Origin of the sequence: Streptomyces sp. NPDC056486 (genome assembly GCF_042795295.1) — a bacterium.
Lineage (GTDB): Bacteria > Actinomycetota > Actinomycetes > Streptomycetales > Streptomycetaceae > Streptomyces.
Map to the genome: position 1 here is coordinate 25,288 of NZ_JBHTSF010000042.1, position 14,717 is coordinate 40,004.

Annotated in this window: 11 protein-coding genes; 6 read left to right on the forward strand and 5 right to left on the reverse strand. The window is 69.8% G+C overall.

Annotated elements, in window-relative coordinates; genetic code table 11:
- The first annotated feature begins 130 nt into the window (after window positions 1-130).
- Entirely contained in the window at window positions 131-1,783 is a 1,653-nt protein-coding gene (locus ACFQ7F_RS18755; RefSeq protein ID WP_383271674.1) for a cytochrome bc complex cytochrome b subunit, read from the forward strand.
- A 79-nt stretch (window positions 1,784-1,862) separates the two neighbouring features.
- Window positions 1,863-2,723 (forward strand): metallophosphoesterase family protein, encoded by an 861-nt coding sequence (locus tag ACFQ7F_RS18760; RefSeq protein ID WP_383271676.1) that lies wholly within the window; start codon window positions 1,863-1,865, stop codon window positions 2,721-2,723.
- Window positions 2,724-2,746: 23 nt separating this feature from the next.
- Here the strand turns inward: ACFQ7F_RS18760 and ACFQ7F_RS18765 are convergent, their stop codons facing one another.
- The 5 genes from ACFQ7F_RS18765 to ACFQ7F_RS18785 all read right to left on the reverse strand — a co-directional run bounded on the left by ACFQ7F_RS18765 (window position 2,747) and on the right by ACFQ7F_RS18785 (window position 9,234).
- A complete protein-coding gene (locus tag ACFQ7F_RS18765; RefSeq protein ID WP_383271678.1) occupies window positions 2,747-4,969 on the reverse strand; it encodes a germacradienol/geosmin synthase in 2,223 nt (740 codons plus the stop codon).
- A gap of 100 nt (window positions 4,970-5,069) precedes the next feature.
- The gene (locus ACFQ7F_RS18770; protein ID WP_383271680.1) at window positions 5,070-6,641 is read right to left on the reverse strand and encodes an AbgT family transporter; all 1,572 of its coding nucleotides are present in this window, start codon (window positions 6,639-6,641) and stop codon (window positions 5,070-5,072) included.
- Window positions 6,642-6,710: 69 nt separating this feature from the next.
- On the reverse strand, window positions 6,711-7,652 hold the full coding sequence (locus ACFQ7F_RS18775) for an alpha/beta hydrolase family esterase (RefSeq protein ID WP_383271682.1): 942 nt from the start codon (window positions 7,650-7,652) through the stop codon (window positions 6,711-6,713).
- A 98-nt stretch (window positions 7,653-7,750) separates the two neighbouring features.
- Window positions 7,751-8,542 (reverse strand): creatininase family protein, encoded by a 792-nt coding sequence (locus tag ACFQ7F_RS18780; RefSeq protein ID WP_383271684.1) that lies wholly within the window; start codon window positions 8,540-8,542, stop codon window positions 7,751-7,753.
- Window positions 8,539-9,234: a FadR/GntR family transcriptional regulator gene (locus ACFQ7F_RS18785; protein ID WP_383271685.1), complete on the reverse strand. Its 696-nt coding sequence runs from the start codon at window positions 9,232-9,234 to the stop codon at window positions 8,539-8,541. The genes ACFQ7F_RS18780 and ACFQ7F_RS18785 overlap by 4 nt, the downstream gene beginning before the upstream one ends.
- A 207-nt stretch (window positions 9,235-9,441) precedes the next feature.
- Between ACFQ7F_RS18785 and ACFQ7F_RS18790 the strand changes: the two genes are divergently transcribed.
- From ACFQ7F_RS18790 to ACFQ7F_RS18805, 4 genes are all read left to right on the forward strand, one after another.
- Window positions 9,442-10,701: an alpha-L-fucosidase gene (locus ACFQ7F_RS18790; RefSeq protein WP_383271726.1), complete on the forward strand. Its 1,260-nt coding sequence runs from the start codon at window positions 9,442-9,444 to the stop codon at window positions 10,699-10,701.
- A gap of 45 nt (window positions 10,702-10,746) precedes the next feature.
- The gene (locus tag ACFQ7F_RS18795; RefSeq protein ID WP_383271687.1) at window positions 10,747-12,684 is read left to right on the forward strand and encodes a beta-N-acetylglucosaminidase domain-containing protein; all 1,938 of its coding nucleotides are present in this window, start codon (window positions 10,747-10,749) and stop codon (window positions 12,682-12,684) included.
- Between the two features lie 197 nt (window positions 12,685-12,881).
- Window positions 12,882-13,736 (forward strand): TetR/AcrR family transcriptional regulator, encoded by an 855-nt coding sequence (locus ACFQ7F_RS18800; protein WP_383271689.1) that lies wholly within the window; start codon window positions 12,882-12,884, stop codon window positions 13,734-13,736.
- Window positions 13,737-13,786: 50 nt separating this feature from the next.
- The gene (locus ACFQ7F_RS18805) at window positions 13,787-14,677 is read left to right on the forward strand and encodes a 3-keto-5-aminohexanoate cleavage protein (RefSeq protein ID WP_383271691.1); all 891 of its coding nucleotides are present in this window, start codon (window positions 13,787-13,789) and stop codon (window positions 14,675-14,677) included.
- The last annotated feature ends 40 nt before the right edge of the window (window positions 14,678-14,717 follow it).

Below are 14,717 nucleotides of genomic sequence, written 5' to 3' on the forward strand. Positions count from 1 at the left end.
GCCCCTGACGTGGGCCACCCGCAGCAGGCCTGACCAGCACCTCCGATGATCCTCAACCAGCAGTCCAGAAAGGCCTGTTGGCTCCGGGGATCCCTCGATCTAACCTGGTAGCCGCCTGAGGGGGAGACGAATGAGTGAGAGCGTCGAGAACACCCGGGACAGCAAACGGCGGGCTCCGGCCGGCAAGGGAGAGCGGCTCGCCGACTGGGCGGACGGCCGCCTCGGCATCAACACCCTGGCCAAGACCCAGATGCGCAAGATCTTTCCGGACCACTGGTCCTTCATGTTCGGGGAGATCTGCCTCTACAGCTTTCTGATCCTGATTCTCACCGGGGTCTATCTGACGTTCTTCTTCGAGCCGAGCGGCTCCGAAGTCATCTACGACGGCGTCTACACCCCGCTCAAGGGCATCCAGATGACCCGGGCGTACGAGTCCACGGTCGACATCAGCATGGAGGTGCGCGGCGGTCTGCTGATCCGGCAGATCCACCACTGGGCCGCGCTCGTCTTCGTCGCCGGGATGCTCGTGCACATGATGCGGGTGTTCTTCACCGGCGCGTTCCGCAAGCCGCGTGAGCTCAACTGGGTGTTCGGCTGGACACTGCTGTTCCTCGGCCTCATCACGGGGCTCACCGGGTACTCGCTCCCCGACGACCTGCTCTCGGGCACCGGTATCCGCTTCGCGCAGGGCGCGATCCTGGCCATCCCGGTGGTGGGGACGTACATCTCCCTCTTCCTCTTCGGCGGGGAGTTCCCCGGCGACGCCATCATTCCGCGGCTGTTCAGCGTGCATGTGCTGCTGTTGCCGGGGATCATGCTGGGGCTCGTCGTCGCCCATCTGATCCTGGTCTTCTTCCACAAGCACACGCAGTTCGCCGGGCCCGGGAAGACCGAGAAGAACGTGGTGGGCGCGCCCTTCATGCCCATCTACATCGCCAAGGCGGGCGGGTTCTTCTTCCTCGTCTTCGGCGTCCTCGCGATCATGGGCGCGGTCGCCACCATCAACCCCGTGTGGACCATGGGCCCCTTCCGCCCCGATCTGGTCTCCACCGGCGCTCAACCCGACTGGTATCTGGGCTTCTCCGAGGGGCTCATCCGGGTGATGCCCAGCTGGGAGATCAACGCCTGGGGGCACACGCTCCAACTCGGCGTCTTCATCCCGTTCTCGCTCTTCCCGCTGATCTTGGCGGCGATCGGGGTCTATCCGTTCATCGAGGCCTGGGTCACCGGCGACAAACGCGAGCACCACATCGTGGACCGGCCGCGCAACGCTCCCGTGCGCACCGGCCTCGGTGTGGCATGGCTGACGGTGTTCGGCGTGCTGATGATCGGCGGCGGCAACGACCTGTGGGCCACGCACTTCCATCTCTCCATCAACGCGATCACGTGGTTCGTGCGGATCGCCTTCTTCGTCGCACCGGTGCTCGCCTTCTTCGTCACGCACCGATGGTGCCTGGGGCTGCAGCACCGCGACCGCGAGAAGGTGCTGCACGGCCGGGAGAGCGGCACGATCAAGCGGCTGCCCCACGGTGAGTACGTGGAAGTCCACGTACCCCTCTCACAGGGCGAGTTGTACAAGCTGACCGCACACGAGCAGCCCAAGCCGTACGAGATCGGTCCGCTGGTCGACGCGCACGGCGTGGCGCGCAAGGTCACCCGGGGCGAGAAGCTGCGGGCGCGCCTCGGCCGGGCCATGTTCGGCCCTTCGGCGCAGGTGCCCAAGGCGACGCCCGAGGAGTACCTGGAGATCCAGCAGAGCGGCGGCGGGGACGGGCACCACTGAGGGGCGGGCGGCACGGGCCGCTGCTCTCTCCCTCACTGATCACGCCACGCGGCGCAAGCGGTGCGGTTAGCCTCACAGAGTGACACAAGCACGCGAGAAGACACCGAAGTTGTACGCCATCAGCGATCTGCACGTCGCGTACGACGACAACAGGAAGTTCCTCGAGTCCCTGCGCCCGGAGACCGACGAGGACTGGTTGATCGTCGCGGGGGACACCGCCGAGCGCATGGCCGACATCGAATGGGCGATGCGCACCCTGACCGAACGCTTCGCCAAGGTGGTGTGGACGCCGGGCAACCACGAACTGTGGACGCCCCGCGACGACCCGAACCAGCTGCGCGGCGAGGCCCGCTACCGCCATCTCGTCGACCTGTGCCGCTCCTTGGGCGCCGCGACCCCCGAGGACCCCTACCCGGTGTGGCGCGGCGAGGGCGGCCCGGTCACCGTGGCACCGCTGTTCCTGCTCTACGACTACACGTTCCGTCCCGCGGGCACCTACGCGAAGCGGGACGCCCTTGAGGCGGCCCACGAGGCGGGTGTCGTCTGCACCGACGAGATACTCCTGCACCCCGATCCCTACCTCGGCCGCGACGACTGGTGCCGCGCCCGCGTGGCGCTGACCGAGGAGATGCTCGCCCGGCGGACGCCCGGTCTCCCCACGGTCCTGATCAACCACTGGCCGCTGGTGCGCGACCCCACCCGGATCCTGCACTACCCGGAGTTCGCCCTGTGGTGCGGCACCGAGCTGACCGCCGACTGGCACGTGAAGTACGACGCGGCGGCCGTCGTCTACGGCCACCTGCACATCCCCCGCACCACCTGGCACGACGGCGTCCGCTTCCAGGAGGTCTCGGTCGGCTACCCGCGCGAGTGGCAGCGCGACCGCCACCCCGACCCGAGGCTCCGCCAGATCCTGCCGGAGCCCCGGGACGCCGGATAGCCGGTCGGTCTCGGGCGGCCTACTCAGCCCCGCCCGAGACCGGCTGCGATGCCGAACTCCCGCAGCCAGTCCGGACGTACCGCCGCCATGCCGAACCCCGACGGGGTCGGCAGCGGGCCGTGCGACAGGTACTCCTCGCGGTAGCGGCGGCAGTCGCGGTGCCAGGTGTAGATGCCCGCCATCCAGTTCTCCAGGTCGCGCACATAGCCGTCGAGGATGTCCCGCGTCTCCTGGGGCAGCTCGAAGTCGTCGTACAGGACGGGGAGTTCGTGCGCCACGACGTGCTGGAACTGGCTCAGCCGCGACTTCATCAGGTCGTCGATGATGCCGAGCGCCGTCGGATAGTCGCAGCCGAAGAAGTTCTGGACGACGAGGATGCCGTTGTGGACCTCGCCCTCGTACTCGATCTCCTTCTGGTACGAGAAGACGTCGTTCATCAGGGCCGAGTAGTCGGCGGCTGAGCTCTCCAGGCTCCGCATGGGGCCCGTGCGGTAGATCTCCTGCGGGACCTGGGGGCCGTTGCCCAGGCGGCACAGGCTCATCGTCAGCGGGGCGCCGAAGGTGAGGCGGCGCATCTCGATGTAGTCGACGGGGTCGGGGATACGGTTCTGCGCCTGGTTGTCCAGCTCCCAGAGCCAGGCGGCCGTCATGACCTCGACGGCGGTGCGCAGCGTGCGGCGCGCATCCTGATCCATCGGCCCCGCCGTGCGCTCCCACAGGTCGGCGAGGCCCCGCTCCAACGCGTTCCCCGGCACCGGCATGTCGGCGAGGTCAAGCGGCATGAAGAGCGAGAGCCGCTCGTTGCAGAGCTTGGCTCCCGCGAGATCGCGGGGCCTGCCGAAGACCACGGGGAAGTAGTCGTCCCCGTACGTCCCCCAGGTGAGCCAGTGCGAGTCCAGGTCCAGGGCTTCGGGGGCCGCGTCCGGGTGGATGCCTGCCGCGCAGAGCGCGAAGTCGTATCCGTGCAGCTTGCGCGCGTCCCAGATGTCCGAACCCGGCACCCCGGCCTGGGGTTCGAGCATGCCCATCCGGTCCGCCCACTCCACGGTACGGGTGCGGGACGCCGCCAAGTGGGGCGAGAGCCTCGTCTCGTACGGCAGGTTGAAGTCCGGGAGCCGGGAAGGACCCACCCGACGGAAGGGGACATGTGTGTAGCCGCGCAGCCGCTGCGCGCCCGTGGCGGCGATCAGCGCCTTGATCCCGGCGGCCGACGTGCCGGGCCCGGTGGGTCCCGCGAGCGGTGAAGGGGCGGCGCCGCCCTTGTTCATGTAGCGGCTGGACACCAGGTGCCACTCGTGCCCGCCGGACTGCCAGTCCTGGAGGCCCTCGGTGTACGCGAGCACGTCCGCGCACTCCTTCGGTGGTAAACCGGTCTGCGCGAAGAGCGGCGCCAGTTCCGTCAGCGCCGTGTTCTCGAACTGCTGCATCCGCGAGGTCAGGAGGTCGTTCACGGCGTCCGCCGCCTCCTGCGTGGAGCAGTGGAGGAACTTCTCCAGGACAAGCACGCCGTTGGAGAGTTCACCCTCGTCCTCGATCTCCCGCTGGTACGAGAAGAGGTCGTTGCGCAGGTGGACGGCGTCGGAGAACGACTCCTTGAGGACGCGCAGCGGCCTGCTGTCGGCGACGGCAGCGGGGACTTCCGCCCCCGTCGCGTACTCGACGAGCCCCGCCGACCAGGGCGCGCCGCCCACCTTGCGGCGCATCTCGATGTACTCGACGGGGTTGGCGATCCGGCCCTCGTTGATGTTCGAGAGTTCCCACAGGGATTCGTTGAGCAGGTTCTCCGTGCTCTCGGCGAACCGCGCCCGCCAGTCCCGCGACATGTACGGCACTGTCCGCGCCCACAGGTCGGCCAGACCCGCCTCGACCGGATTCGTCGGCTCCGGCACGGGCGCCGACAGGTCCATCGGCATGAAGGCGGGCAGCCGGTCGAGATAGGCCTTGCCGCCCTCACGGTCCTGGGTCCGCTTGAACAGTTCGAGGAAGTGGTCGTCGAAGAAGAACACCCACACATACCAGTCGGTGATCAGCGACAACGCGGGTGCGTCACAGCCGGGGTGGGTGTACGCGCACAGCAGTGCGTAGTCGTGGGCGTCCAGGTCACGCTGCTCCCAGACGCCCGAACCCTCCAGCATCCCCATGCCACGAGCCCACTCCCTGGAGTGCTCCCGTGCCTCTTCCACATGGGGGTTGAGACGCGCGGGATGCGCCATGTAGAAGCTGGGCAGTTCGAAGGGCTGCGGCATACGGCGTTCTCCTCGCACGGTGTCTGACGGGCAGCGGAGCACTACCCGCGCGGGAGAGACCGATGCGATGATCGCCCGAGCGTCACACCATCGCGTGACGTCAGCGCACCGGTGCGCCGGGGCCGAGCGGGATGCCGAGCGCCCACCAGGCGAGGAAAAGCAGCGTCCAGGCCGCCGTCATCGCGACGGCGAGCGGCAGCGTGTACGAGGCGAGGGTGCCGAGCCCCGCCGACTTGCGGTACCGCTGCAGAAAACCGAGCGCCATCACGAAGTATGGGCTCATGGGCGTGATGGCCGTCGAACCGGAGTCGGCGATGCGGAAGAGCGCCTGCGTGGTCTCGGCCGGGACGTCCACGAGCATCAGCATCGGTACGAGGACGGGGGCGGCCAGGGCCCACATCGCGGACCCGCTGGTGACCATGACGTTCACGACGGTCAGGAGCAGCAGGACGAGCAGGAAGACGAACACGATCGGCAGCTGACTGTGTTCGAGCGCCTCGGCCGCCTTGACGGCGAGGACGTCGCCGATGTGCGTCCAGTCGAAGTAGGCGAGGAACTGGGCGATCGCGAAGAACAGGACGAGCACCGGAGCCATCTGCCTGACGCCCTCGGCCATCAGCTTCGGCACGTCACCGGGCTTGCTGATCGACCCGGAGCGGGCCCCGTAGACGATGCCGACGAGCGCGAAGAGGAAGGCGACGATCACCGCGATGCCGTCAAGGAGCGGTGACTCGACGATGCTTCCGCCGTCGCCGCGCAGGGGCGACGCGGCCGGGACGACGGCCGCGGTGAGGGCCGCGACGGCCACCAGGAAGGTGACGCCCGCCCGGCGCAGGGCGGAGCGCTCGCGGTCGCTGAGGCTGAGCGCGCCGATGTCGTCGAGGTCGGCGTCCGGGTCCGCGTCGAGGTCAGGGCGCTTGCTCAGGACGAAGCGGGTCACCAGGGTGATGACGGCGGCGAGCAGGAGGGAGGAGGCGATGTTGAAGAACCAGTTGCTGAGCGGCGAGACGTACGCGTCGTCGCCGCCCGCGATCTTCGCGGCCGCTGTGGTGATCCCCGCGAAGATGGCGTCGTTCGGCGTCGGCACCGGGCTGGCGTCGTAGCCCGACGCGATGGAGGTGTAGGCGACGACGATGCCGAGGACGGGGGAGCGGCCCACGGCACGGAAGGCGAGCCCGCCGAGCGGTACGAGGATGACGTAGGCGGCGGCCGACGCCACATGGGCCACCGTGCCCGCGAAAGCGACGGCGAAGACCACCCAGGACGCGGGCACGCGGGAGACGCCGACCTTCATCAACGCGGCCAGGAACCCGCTGCGTTCGGCGACCGCGACACCCATGATGACCACGACGATGGTCGCCATCGGCGGGAACGCGGCGAAGTTCTCGATCATCGTCGACACGGCCATCGCGAGCCCGTCCCCGCTGAGCAGGCTCTGTACGGCGACGTGCTTGCCGTCGCCGGGCGCGATGACGGAGACGTCGAACCCGGCGAGGACCGCGCTGATCACGGCGAGGATGCCGGAGAGGATCCAGAACAGCCAGAAGGGGTGCGGCAGCGCGTTCCCGGCACGCTCCACGACGGCCATCGCGCGGATGATGCGGGGCAGCGGCGGATCGGTGGAAGGTGGTGGGGGTGGCGCGTCCGGCAGGGCTGGGGGCGGGGAGGACATGGCGGCTCCGCGGGGGATGGGTGGGGAGGGCTGGTGAGGGGGCTGGTGAGGAGGGGACGGGGCGGTGGCTCAGCGCAGGTGGTGGCGGCGCAGGAAGCTCCACGCGACCTCGTGGGCCTCGATGCTCTGGGTGGTGTAACCACCGCCGCTGTAGCTGTCGGCGCCGGGCCAGGTGTGCCCGCCGTCCGTGACGGCCACATGACGGACTTCGGCGCCGTTCGCGCAGCCGGTCCAGCGGGACTCGGTGATGTCGGGGGCGGTGGCCCGGTCCGGGGTGCGGGTGCGGCAGCCGTTCCGGTCGGCCCAGGTGGTGAGCCAGTCAGGGAGCGCGGGGAGGCCGCGGTCGGGGTCTCCGGCGTACGGGATCGTGGCGTCTCCCGTGCCGTGGAAATCGATGACCGGGACCGGGCGCTTGGGGCGGCAGTTCTCGCCGGTGCCGGGATAGAAGGCGCCGGCGACAGGGGCGATCGCGGCGATGCGGCCGGACATCCGGCAGGCGAGGAGCGCGGTGAACCCGGCACCGTTGGACTTCCCGGTGGCGTACACGCGCCGGGCGTCCACACAGAGGCGGGCCTGGAGGGAGTCGAGCAGATCACCGGTGAACGCCACGTCGTCCACGCCGGGCGCGGCGTACGGAGCGCCCTGCCACGCCTGCCGCTGCCCGTCACCGGTGCCGACGACACCTTCCGGGTACGCGACGATCGCGGGCAGCGACGACAGCTTGCTGAACTCCTCCGTGCCGCTGCCGGTGTTGCCACGGCCGTGGAAGGCGAGGACGACGGGCAAGGCGCGGTCGCCGGTGTAGCCCTTCGGCAGGTGGAGCTGGTAGGTCCGGGTCAGGCCGCCGCTGGTGAGGGTGTGCGGGGCGGTGGTGCCTGGAGGCTGCGGGGAGGCCTGGCGGCACCCGGAGACACCGGCATGGGCAGAGGCGGGAGAGGACAGGCCCACCCCCGCGAACAGGGTGAGTCCGGCGATGACAGAGGCGGCCGTGCGGGACAGTACGCGTTTCAAGGCAGGCTCCTTCCGCCGACGGCGCGGGGCGCGGCCGACTGAGGGGGGACTGATGGAGGGGGAGGGGTGGTGACGGAAAGTCAGTTGATGACGGGCAGTCAGCCGGTGGTGTCCAGCCACTCCTTGGCGAAGATGACGATGCGGTGGACGGCGGCGTCGACTATCGCGCGGCCGTCATCGGGCGTGGCGCGGCGGGGATCGCCGAGTACGCCGTTGGGGCTGAGCCGGTCGTACGGCAGGGTCAGGGCGGGGTGGCCGCCGCGGCGTGCGACTCGGGAGAGCGGGTCGAGTTCGTCCTGGGTGACTGACCCCGGGGTGAGACGTTCGCCGTGCACCAACTCCGGTGCGATGTGCAGCATTTGGGCGGTCTCGGCCTCCCCGCTGTGCCCATGGACCTCGCTGGGCCGCATGGCCGCGACGGCTTCCGGGGCCAGTGAGGTGAGCGGCGTCCAGGCGAACCGCAGGCCGGGATGGGTGACGAGCAGGTCCTGCGCGACGGTGGTGAGCGTGGCGTTGTTGCCGCCGTGCCCGGTGATCACGAGCACGTCCCGCCAGCCGTGCCGGTGCAGGCTGTCGACGTAGTCACGGACGAGCGCGGCAAGGGTCCCCGTCGACAGACTCACCGTGCCCGCGAAGGCCAGGTGGTGCGGCGAGACCCCGATGCCGAGCGAGGGCCCGACCACGGCACGTCCGGCCAGCTGCGAGGCGACCAGGTCGGCGACATGCTCGGCCCGGATGGTGTCGGTGGCGAGCGGCATCCCGGGCCCGTGCTGCTCGAAGGCGCCCGCGGGAATGATGACGAGAGGGCTGGCGCGGACCGCTTCGGCGGCTTCGAGAGTGGTCATCTCGGCCAAGCGGTGCGGGAGTTGGCTGGGGGTGTCGTCGTTCATCGGGAGCCCTCCCCGGGAAAGTCCGCCGCAAGTACCGCGTCGCGGATCGCCGTCAGGTGTTCGCGGGTGAGGCGCTCCGCCGCCGTCGCGTCGCCGGACCGCACCGCCTCGTAGATCTCCACGTGTTCGGCGTGGTCGCGCTCGCGGTCGTTGTAGCGGTGCCGGATCTCCACCTGCTCGCGTGCCCTCACGTACAGCAGGGCTTCGACCGCTTCCCGGAGCAGCGCGTTGCCGCTGGCCGCCGCGAGCGCCACGTGGAAGTGCACGGACTGATCCAAGGACTCCTCGGGCGGGAGCAGGGCGTTGCCCGCAGCGAACGCCAACTGCTCGATCCCGTCCTCCGCTTGGGAGCGCGCGGCAGCCGCCGCGATCGCCGGTTCCAGGACGAGGCGCGCCCCGACCAGTTCGAGCACCGAGGCGCGGTCGCTGCGCGGCTGATGCGGGTTGGCCAGGAGCCTGCGGTCCACACCGGGACCCACGTACGTCCCTGAACCGTGCCGGAACTCCACGACGCCGGTCGCCTCCAGCCTGCGCAGCGCCTCGCGCACGGTCGGCGTGGTGACCTCGAAGCGGCGGGCAAGATCGCGGGACGAGGCCAGCGCGTCGCCGGGGGTGAGGCGTTCGGTGCGGATGATCTCGACTATGTCGTCCGCCAGGCGCTCGGACAGGGAGGGTTGACTGCCGTAACTCATGAAGTGAATAAATCACTTGGTCTCTTGGTCGGTCAATGGTCGCGACAGGACGAGTTCAACAGGGCGAGTTCACACGAGCATCCCCCGCCCCCTTGTACATGGCATCTTTCTCGACCTAGCCTGCTCGCGATCAAGCGCTTCTGCCCGGACAACGATGTCAACCGGTCGCACGTACGTGGACACGCACGTCGAGGAGAGCTGCCTGTGATTCAGCCGTGGTTCACGGACTCCAAGCTCGGGATCTTTCTCCACTGGGGCATCTACAGCGTGGACGGAGTCGCCGAGTCCTGGTCCTTCTTCGACGGCCGGGTGCCCTACGACCGCTACATGGCGCAGCTCGACGGCTTCACCGCATCCGCGTACGACCCCGAGTCCTGGGCCGATCTCTTCGTCCGCGCGGGCGCGCGCTACGCCGTCCTCACCGCCAAGCACCATGACGGGGTCGCCCTCTGGGACACGGCGGCGAACGGCCTGTCCGTCGTCAAGCGCACCCCCGCGGGCCGCGACCTCATCACCCCGTATGTCGCCGCCCTGCGCGCCCGAGGCATCAAAGTCGGCCTCTACTACTCGCACTTGGACTGGTCGCACCCCGACTACGCCACCGTGCGCCCCGAAGGACAGGACCCCGCCGAGCGCGGCAACCGCTACTCGATGCCCGCCGTCGGCGAGGAATCAGGGGAGAGGTGGGCGGACTTCCTCGCCTTCCACCGCGTACAGGTGCGCGAACTCATCGAGCGCTTCGAACCGGACCTGCTGTGGTTCGACGGGGAGTGGGAGCGCAGCGCGGAGCAGTGGCGGATGGCGGAACTCGCCGAGGAGATCCGGGCGCTCTCCCCGCACACCGTCGTCAACGGACGCCTCACCGGGCACGGCGACTACGCCACCCCCGAGCAGGGCGTGCCGATCGAACCACCCGCACAGCCATGGGAGTTGTGCCTCACCGTCAACGACTCCTGGGGCTACCAACCGCAGGACACCCACCACAAGTCACCGCGCCGACTCGTCCGCATCTTCGTCGAGGCCATCGGAGGCGGCGGCAATCTGCTCCTCGACGTCGGCCCGAAGGAGGACGGCACGCTGCTCCCCGAACAGATCGAGCGCCTCGAAGCGCTGGGGGAGTGGACGTCACGGCACGCCGAAGCGGTCTACGGCACGGGACGGGGCCTTCCGCACGGCCACTTCTACGGTCCGTCGACGCTCTCCGCCGACCGCCGCACCCTGTATCTGTTCCTCTTCGACCGGCCCAACGAGTACGTGGTGCTGCGGGGCGTACGCAACGGCGTGACGTCCGCCCGCGTGCTCGGCACGGACACGGTCGTCCGCCGCGAGCGGGTCGGCGGCCTCGGGGACGTACCCGGCTGGGAGTACGTCCATCTCACCGACGACCTGCTCGATCCGCTGTGCACGGTCATCGCACTGGAACTCGACGGTGACCTCGACCTGTACGGCGCGCACACGCGGGACTGACCCGCCCCCCGATCCCCGCACCCCATCCCGAAGTTCGGAGGCCCCATGCCCCGCACCACACGCACTCTCAGGCCCGGGACGGCGCTCCTCGCACTGGCCGTCCTGGCGATCCCCCTGGCACCGTCGGCTGCCGCCGCGCCTTCGGCGCCGCAGAAGGACACCGCGGCCCGCCGGCTTCCCGTCGTCTCCCCGACCCCGCAGCACATGACTCGCGCGGGCGACGACGTGCCGCTCGCCCGGCGCGTCGAACTCGTCGTCCACGACGACACCGACGAGGCGGCCCGGCGCCGGGTCACCGAGACGCTGCGCGCCCACGGGGTGCGCCACATCGACGTACGCGCGAAGGCTTCGGGCCGTGCACCGCTGACCGTCCTGCTCGGCCCGGCGACCCGGCCCGACATCGCGAAGGCACTCGGCGGTACGGAGGTGCCCGAGCAGGCGGAGGGGTACGCGCTGCGGGCGAAGCACCGCACCGTCGCGCTCGGCGGCAAGGACGCGACCGGTCAGTTCTACGCGGCGCAGACCCTCGCGCAGCTCATCTCGCACGGGCGCATAGCGGGGGCGGAGGTCTCCGACTTCCCGTCCATGCCGCTGCGCGGCAGCATCGAAGGGTTCTACGGTCCGCCCTGGACCGAGGCCGAACGCCTCGACCAGCTGGACTTCCTGGGCGACACCAAGGCCAACACGTATGTCTACGCGCCCAAGGACGACCCCTACCACCGTGAGAAGTGGCGCGCCCCCTACCCGGCGGACAAGCTCACCGAGCTCGGCAAGCTGGTCGACCGCGCGAGCGCCAACCATGTGCGTTTCACGTTCGCGGTCTCGCCGGGCGGCTCCATCTGTTACTCGGACCCGGCGGACGTCAAGGCGCTGACGGCGAAGCTCCAGGCGATGTACGACCTGGGGGTGCGGTCCTTCTCGGTCCCGCTGGACGACATCAGCTACACCAAGTGGAACTGCGAGGGTGACAAGGCGAAGTTCGGCGAACCCGGCCGTGGCCCCGCGGCGAAGGCGCAGGTGGGGCTCCTCAACGCGATCCAGAAGGACTTCATCGCGAAGCACGAGGGCGCCAATCCGCTGCAGATGGTGCCCACGGAGTACGGGGACCTCACGGACACCGCGTACAAGCAGACGATGCGGGCCGAGCTCGACGGCGCCGTGGAGGTGATGTGGACGGGCACGGACGTGGTCCCGCCCGAGATCACCAACGCTCAGGCGGAGAAGGCCGCCGAGCTCTTCGGACGGAAGGTGTTCGTCTGGGACAACTACCCCGTCAACGACTTCGCGCGCACGGCGGGGCGACTGCTTCTCGCGCCCTACGACAAGCGTGAGCCGGGCCTGTCCGGTCACCTGAGCGGCATCGTGTCCAACCCGATGAACCAGGAGGGGGCCAGCAAGCTCGCCGTCTTCACCATGAACGACTTCTCCTGGAACGACCGGGGGTACGACCGGTCGCGGTCGGGGCGGCAGGCGGCGCTGTATCTCGCCGGGGGCGATCAGCGGGTCGCCGACGCGGTGCAGACGTTCGTGGACCTCAACCACGCGGCACCGACCTTCGGTGAGTCGAACTGGCAGCCGCAGTCGCCCGTGCTCGGGCCGAAGCTTGATGCCTTCTGGAAGCGGTACGAGAGTGATCCCTCGGGGGCGGTACGGGTACTGCGGCCCACCGCCCGGGGGATCGAACGGGTCCCCGCGGTGCTGCGCTCCGGGGTGCCGGACACGCAGTTCCTGCACGACGCGAAGCAGTGGCTGGACGCCACGGAGCTGTGGGGTGCCGCGCTGAAGCATGGGCTCGCGGCGCTGACCGCCGCCCAGGAGGGGGACGACGCCGAGGCGACGCGGGAGCGTGCGGCGATGGAGTCCCTCGCGGGACAGGCGCGCGCGATCTCCGTCGACCCGGCGGAGCACCATCAGCTGGGGCCGGTGAAGATCGCCGACCCGTACCTGGACGAGTTCGTGAGGGGGGTCCAGGACAGGACCTAGTCGCTCGGCTCCGGGCGGATCTCTCTCCCACCCACCCGTTTGCCCCGCATGACAGGGGTGAGCTGGTGGGTGGGTGTGCGTGGGTAAGCTGTTGCAGTAACTGATACGTCAGTCAGGATCGCAATGCCGGGTTCTAGCTGCAGAAATTCTGTCCCGTAGATTGCGATCAGCGCAATGCCCAGGTAGCGTGACCGCCCATGCAGCAAGACCCCGAGGTCGCGGACAGGGTCCGCAAGGTCATCGCGGACGCCGGTGCGACCCAGCGCGAATTCGCCCGCCGCGTCGTGATGGACCCTTCCAAGCTCTCCCGCTCCCTGAGCGGCACCCGCCGCTTCACCGCGGCGGAGCTTGCCCGCATCGCGGACACCGGCGGTGTGGACGCGGGCTGGCTCCTGGGCACCCAGAACGTCGTGACACCCCCGGCCCGCCGGGAACGCACGGTCGCAGCCCCGGAAGGCGGCCGTCCTCTCCAGATCGTCCGCGAAACCGTGCGGCTCGTGGCCGAGCGCGGCTTCCACGCCGTACGCGTCGCGGACATCGCCGAAGCCTGTGCCACCAGCACCGCCGCCATCCACTACCACTTCCCCGGCCGCGACGACCTCCTTGAGGCCGCCGTCCGCTGGTGCATGGACGAGGACACCGCCCGCCGCGCGGCCCGCATCGCGGACGCGGCCGACGCGGCCGACGAGCTGCGCCAGCTGATCGAGCTCCAGATCCCCCGCACCCCGCAGCAGCGCTGGCAGTGGAGCGTCTGGCTCGACCTGTGGGCGGAGGCCGCCCGCTCCACCGCCGTCGGACGGCTGCACGCCGACTACTACCGGCAGTGGCGCGCGACCGTCGCCGACGTCGTGCGGCGCGGTGTCGACCAGGGCGTGTTCCGCCTCGTCGATCCGCAGTCCGCCGCGCTCCGGCTCACCGCGCTGATCGACGGCCTCGCCACCCAGGTGCTCGCCTCCACCCCCGGCACGGACGGCACCACTCCCGACGACATGCACGAGGCGCTGCTCGTGTACGTCGACGCGACGCTCGCCGCCCCGCGCGACGACGCGTAGACCCAACTTTAGAAGAGCACCAACACCCCACCCCCGAGGGAGAGTTCACCATGCCCGTGAACCAAGACGTCATCATCACCGCCGCCCTCACCGGCGCGGGCGACACCGTACGCAAGAGTCCCCACGTCCCCGTCACCCCCGAGCAGATAGCCACCTCCGCCGTGGAGGCCGCCGAGGCCGGCGCCGCCGTCGTGCACATCCACGTGCGCGACCCCGAGACCGGCGACCCCTCGCGCGACCCCCGCCTGTACCGCGAGGTCGTCGAGCGCATCAAGGAGACCGGCACCGACGTCGTCATCAACCTCACCGCGGGCATGGGCGGCGACCTCGTCATCGACCCGGTCGAGCCGCTGAAGGAGCTCGGCGAGCTGCCCGGCACCGACCTCGTCGGCGGCCTGGACCGCCTTCCGCACGTCGAGGACCTGCTCCCCGACATCTGCACCCTGGACTGCGGCTCCCTCAACTTCGGCGACAACCTCTACATCTCCACGCCCGACATGCTCCGTCAGGGCGCCAAGCGCATCCAAGAGCTCGGCGTACGGCCCGAGTTGGAGATCTTCGACACCGGTCAGCTCGCGTTCGCCAAGCAGCTGCTTGCGGAAGGGCTGCTCGACAACCCCACCGTCTTCCAGCTCTGCATGGGCATCCCGTGGGGCGCCCCCGCGGACCCGGGCGTCCTGCAGTCCATGGTCAACATGCTGCCCGAAGGCGCCCAGTGGGCCAGCTTCGCGCTCGGCCGCATGCAGATGCCGTGGGTCGCCCAGTCGATCCTGCTCGGCGGTCAGGTCCGCGTCGGCCTCGAGGACAACCTCTACCTCGGCAAGGGCAACAAGGTCTCCAACGCCCAACTCGTCGAGCGTGCCGTGCAGATCACCGAGAACCTCGGCTCGCGCGTCGCCACACCGGACGAGGCCCGCCAGAAGCTCGGCCTCAAGCGGTAGCGCTTCGCTGGATTGCGCGGATATCCGGCTGCGGGCCGGC

Bases quoted from the DNA above. Each gene is read 5' to 3' on its own strand.
- ACFQ7F_RS18755 (WP_383271674.1), top strand. From the start codon at position 131: ATGAGTGAGAGCGTCGAGAACACCCGGGACAGCAAACGGCGGGCTCCG.
- ACFQ7F_RS18770 (WP_383271680.1), bottom strand. From the start codon at position 6,641: ATGTCCTCCCCGCCCCCAGCCCTGCCGGACGCGCCACCCCCACCACCT.
- ACFQ7F_RS18805 (WP_383271691.1), top strand. From the start codon at position 13,787: ATGCCCGTGAACCAAGACGTCATCATCACCGCCGCCCTCACCGGCGCG.
- ACFQ7F_RS18785 (WP_383271685.1), bottom strand. From the start codon at position 9,234: ATGAGTTACGGCAGTCAACCCTCCCTGTCCGAGCGCCTGGCGGACGAC.
- ACFQ7F_RS18800 (WP_383271689.1), top strand. From the start codon at position 12,882: ATGCAGCAAGACCCCGAGGTCGCGGACAGGGTCCGCAAGGTCATCGCG.
- ACFQ7F_RS18780 (WP_383271684.1), bottom strand. From the start codon at position 8,542: ATGAACGACGACACCCCCAGCCAACTCCCGCACCGCTTGGCCGAGATG.
- ACFQ7F_RS18795 (WP_383271687.1), top strand. From the start codon at position 10,747: ATGCCCCGCACCACACGCACTCTCAGGCCCGGGACGGCGCTCCTCGCA.
- ACFQ7F_RS18765 (WP_383271678.1), bottom strand. From the start codon at position 4,969: ATGCCGCAGCCCTTCGAACTGCCCAGCTTCTACATGGCGCATCCCGCG.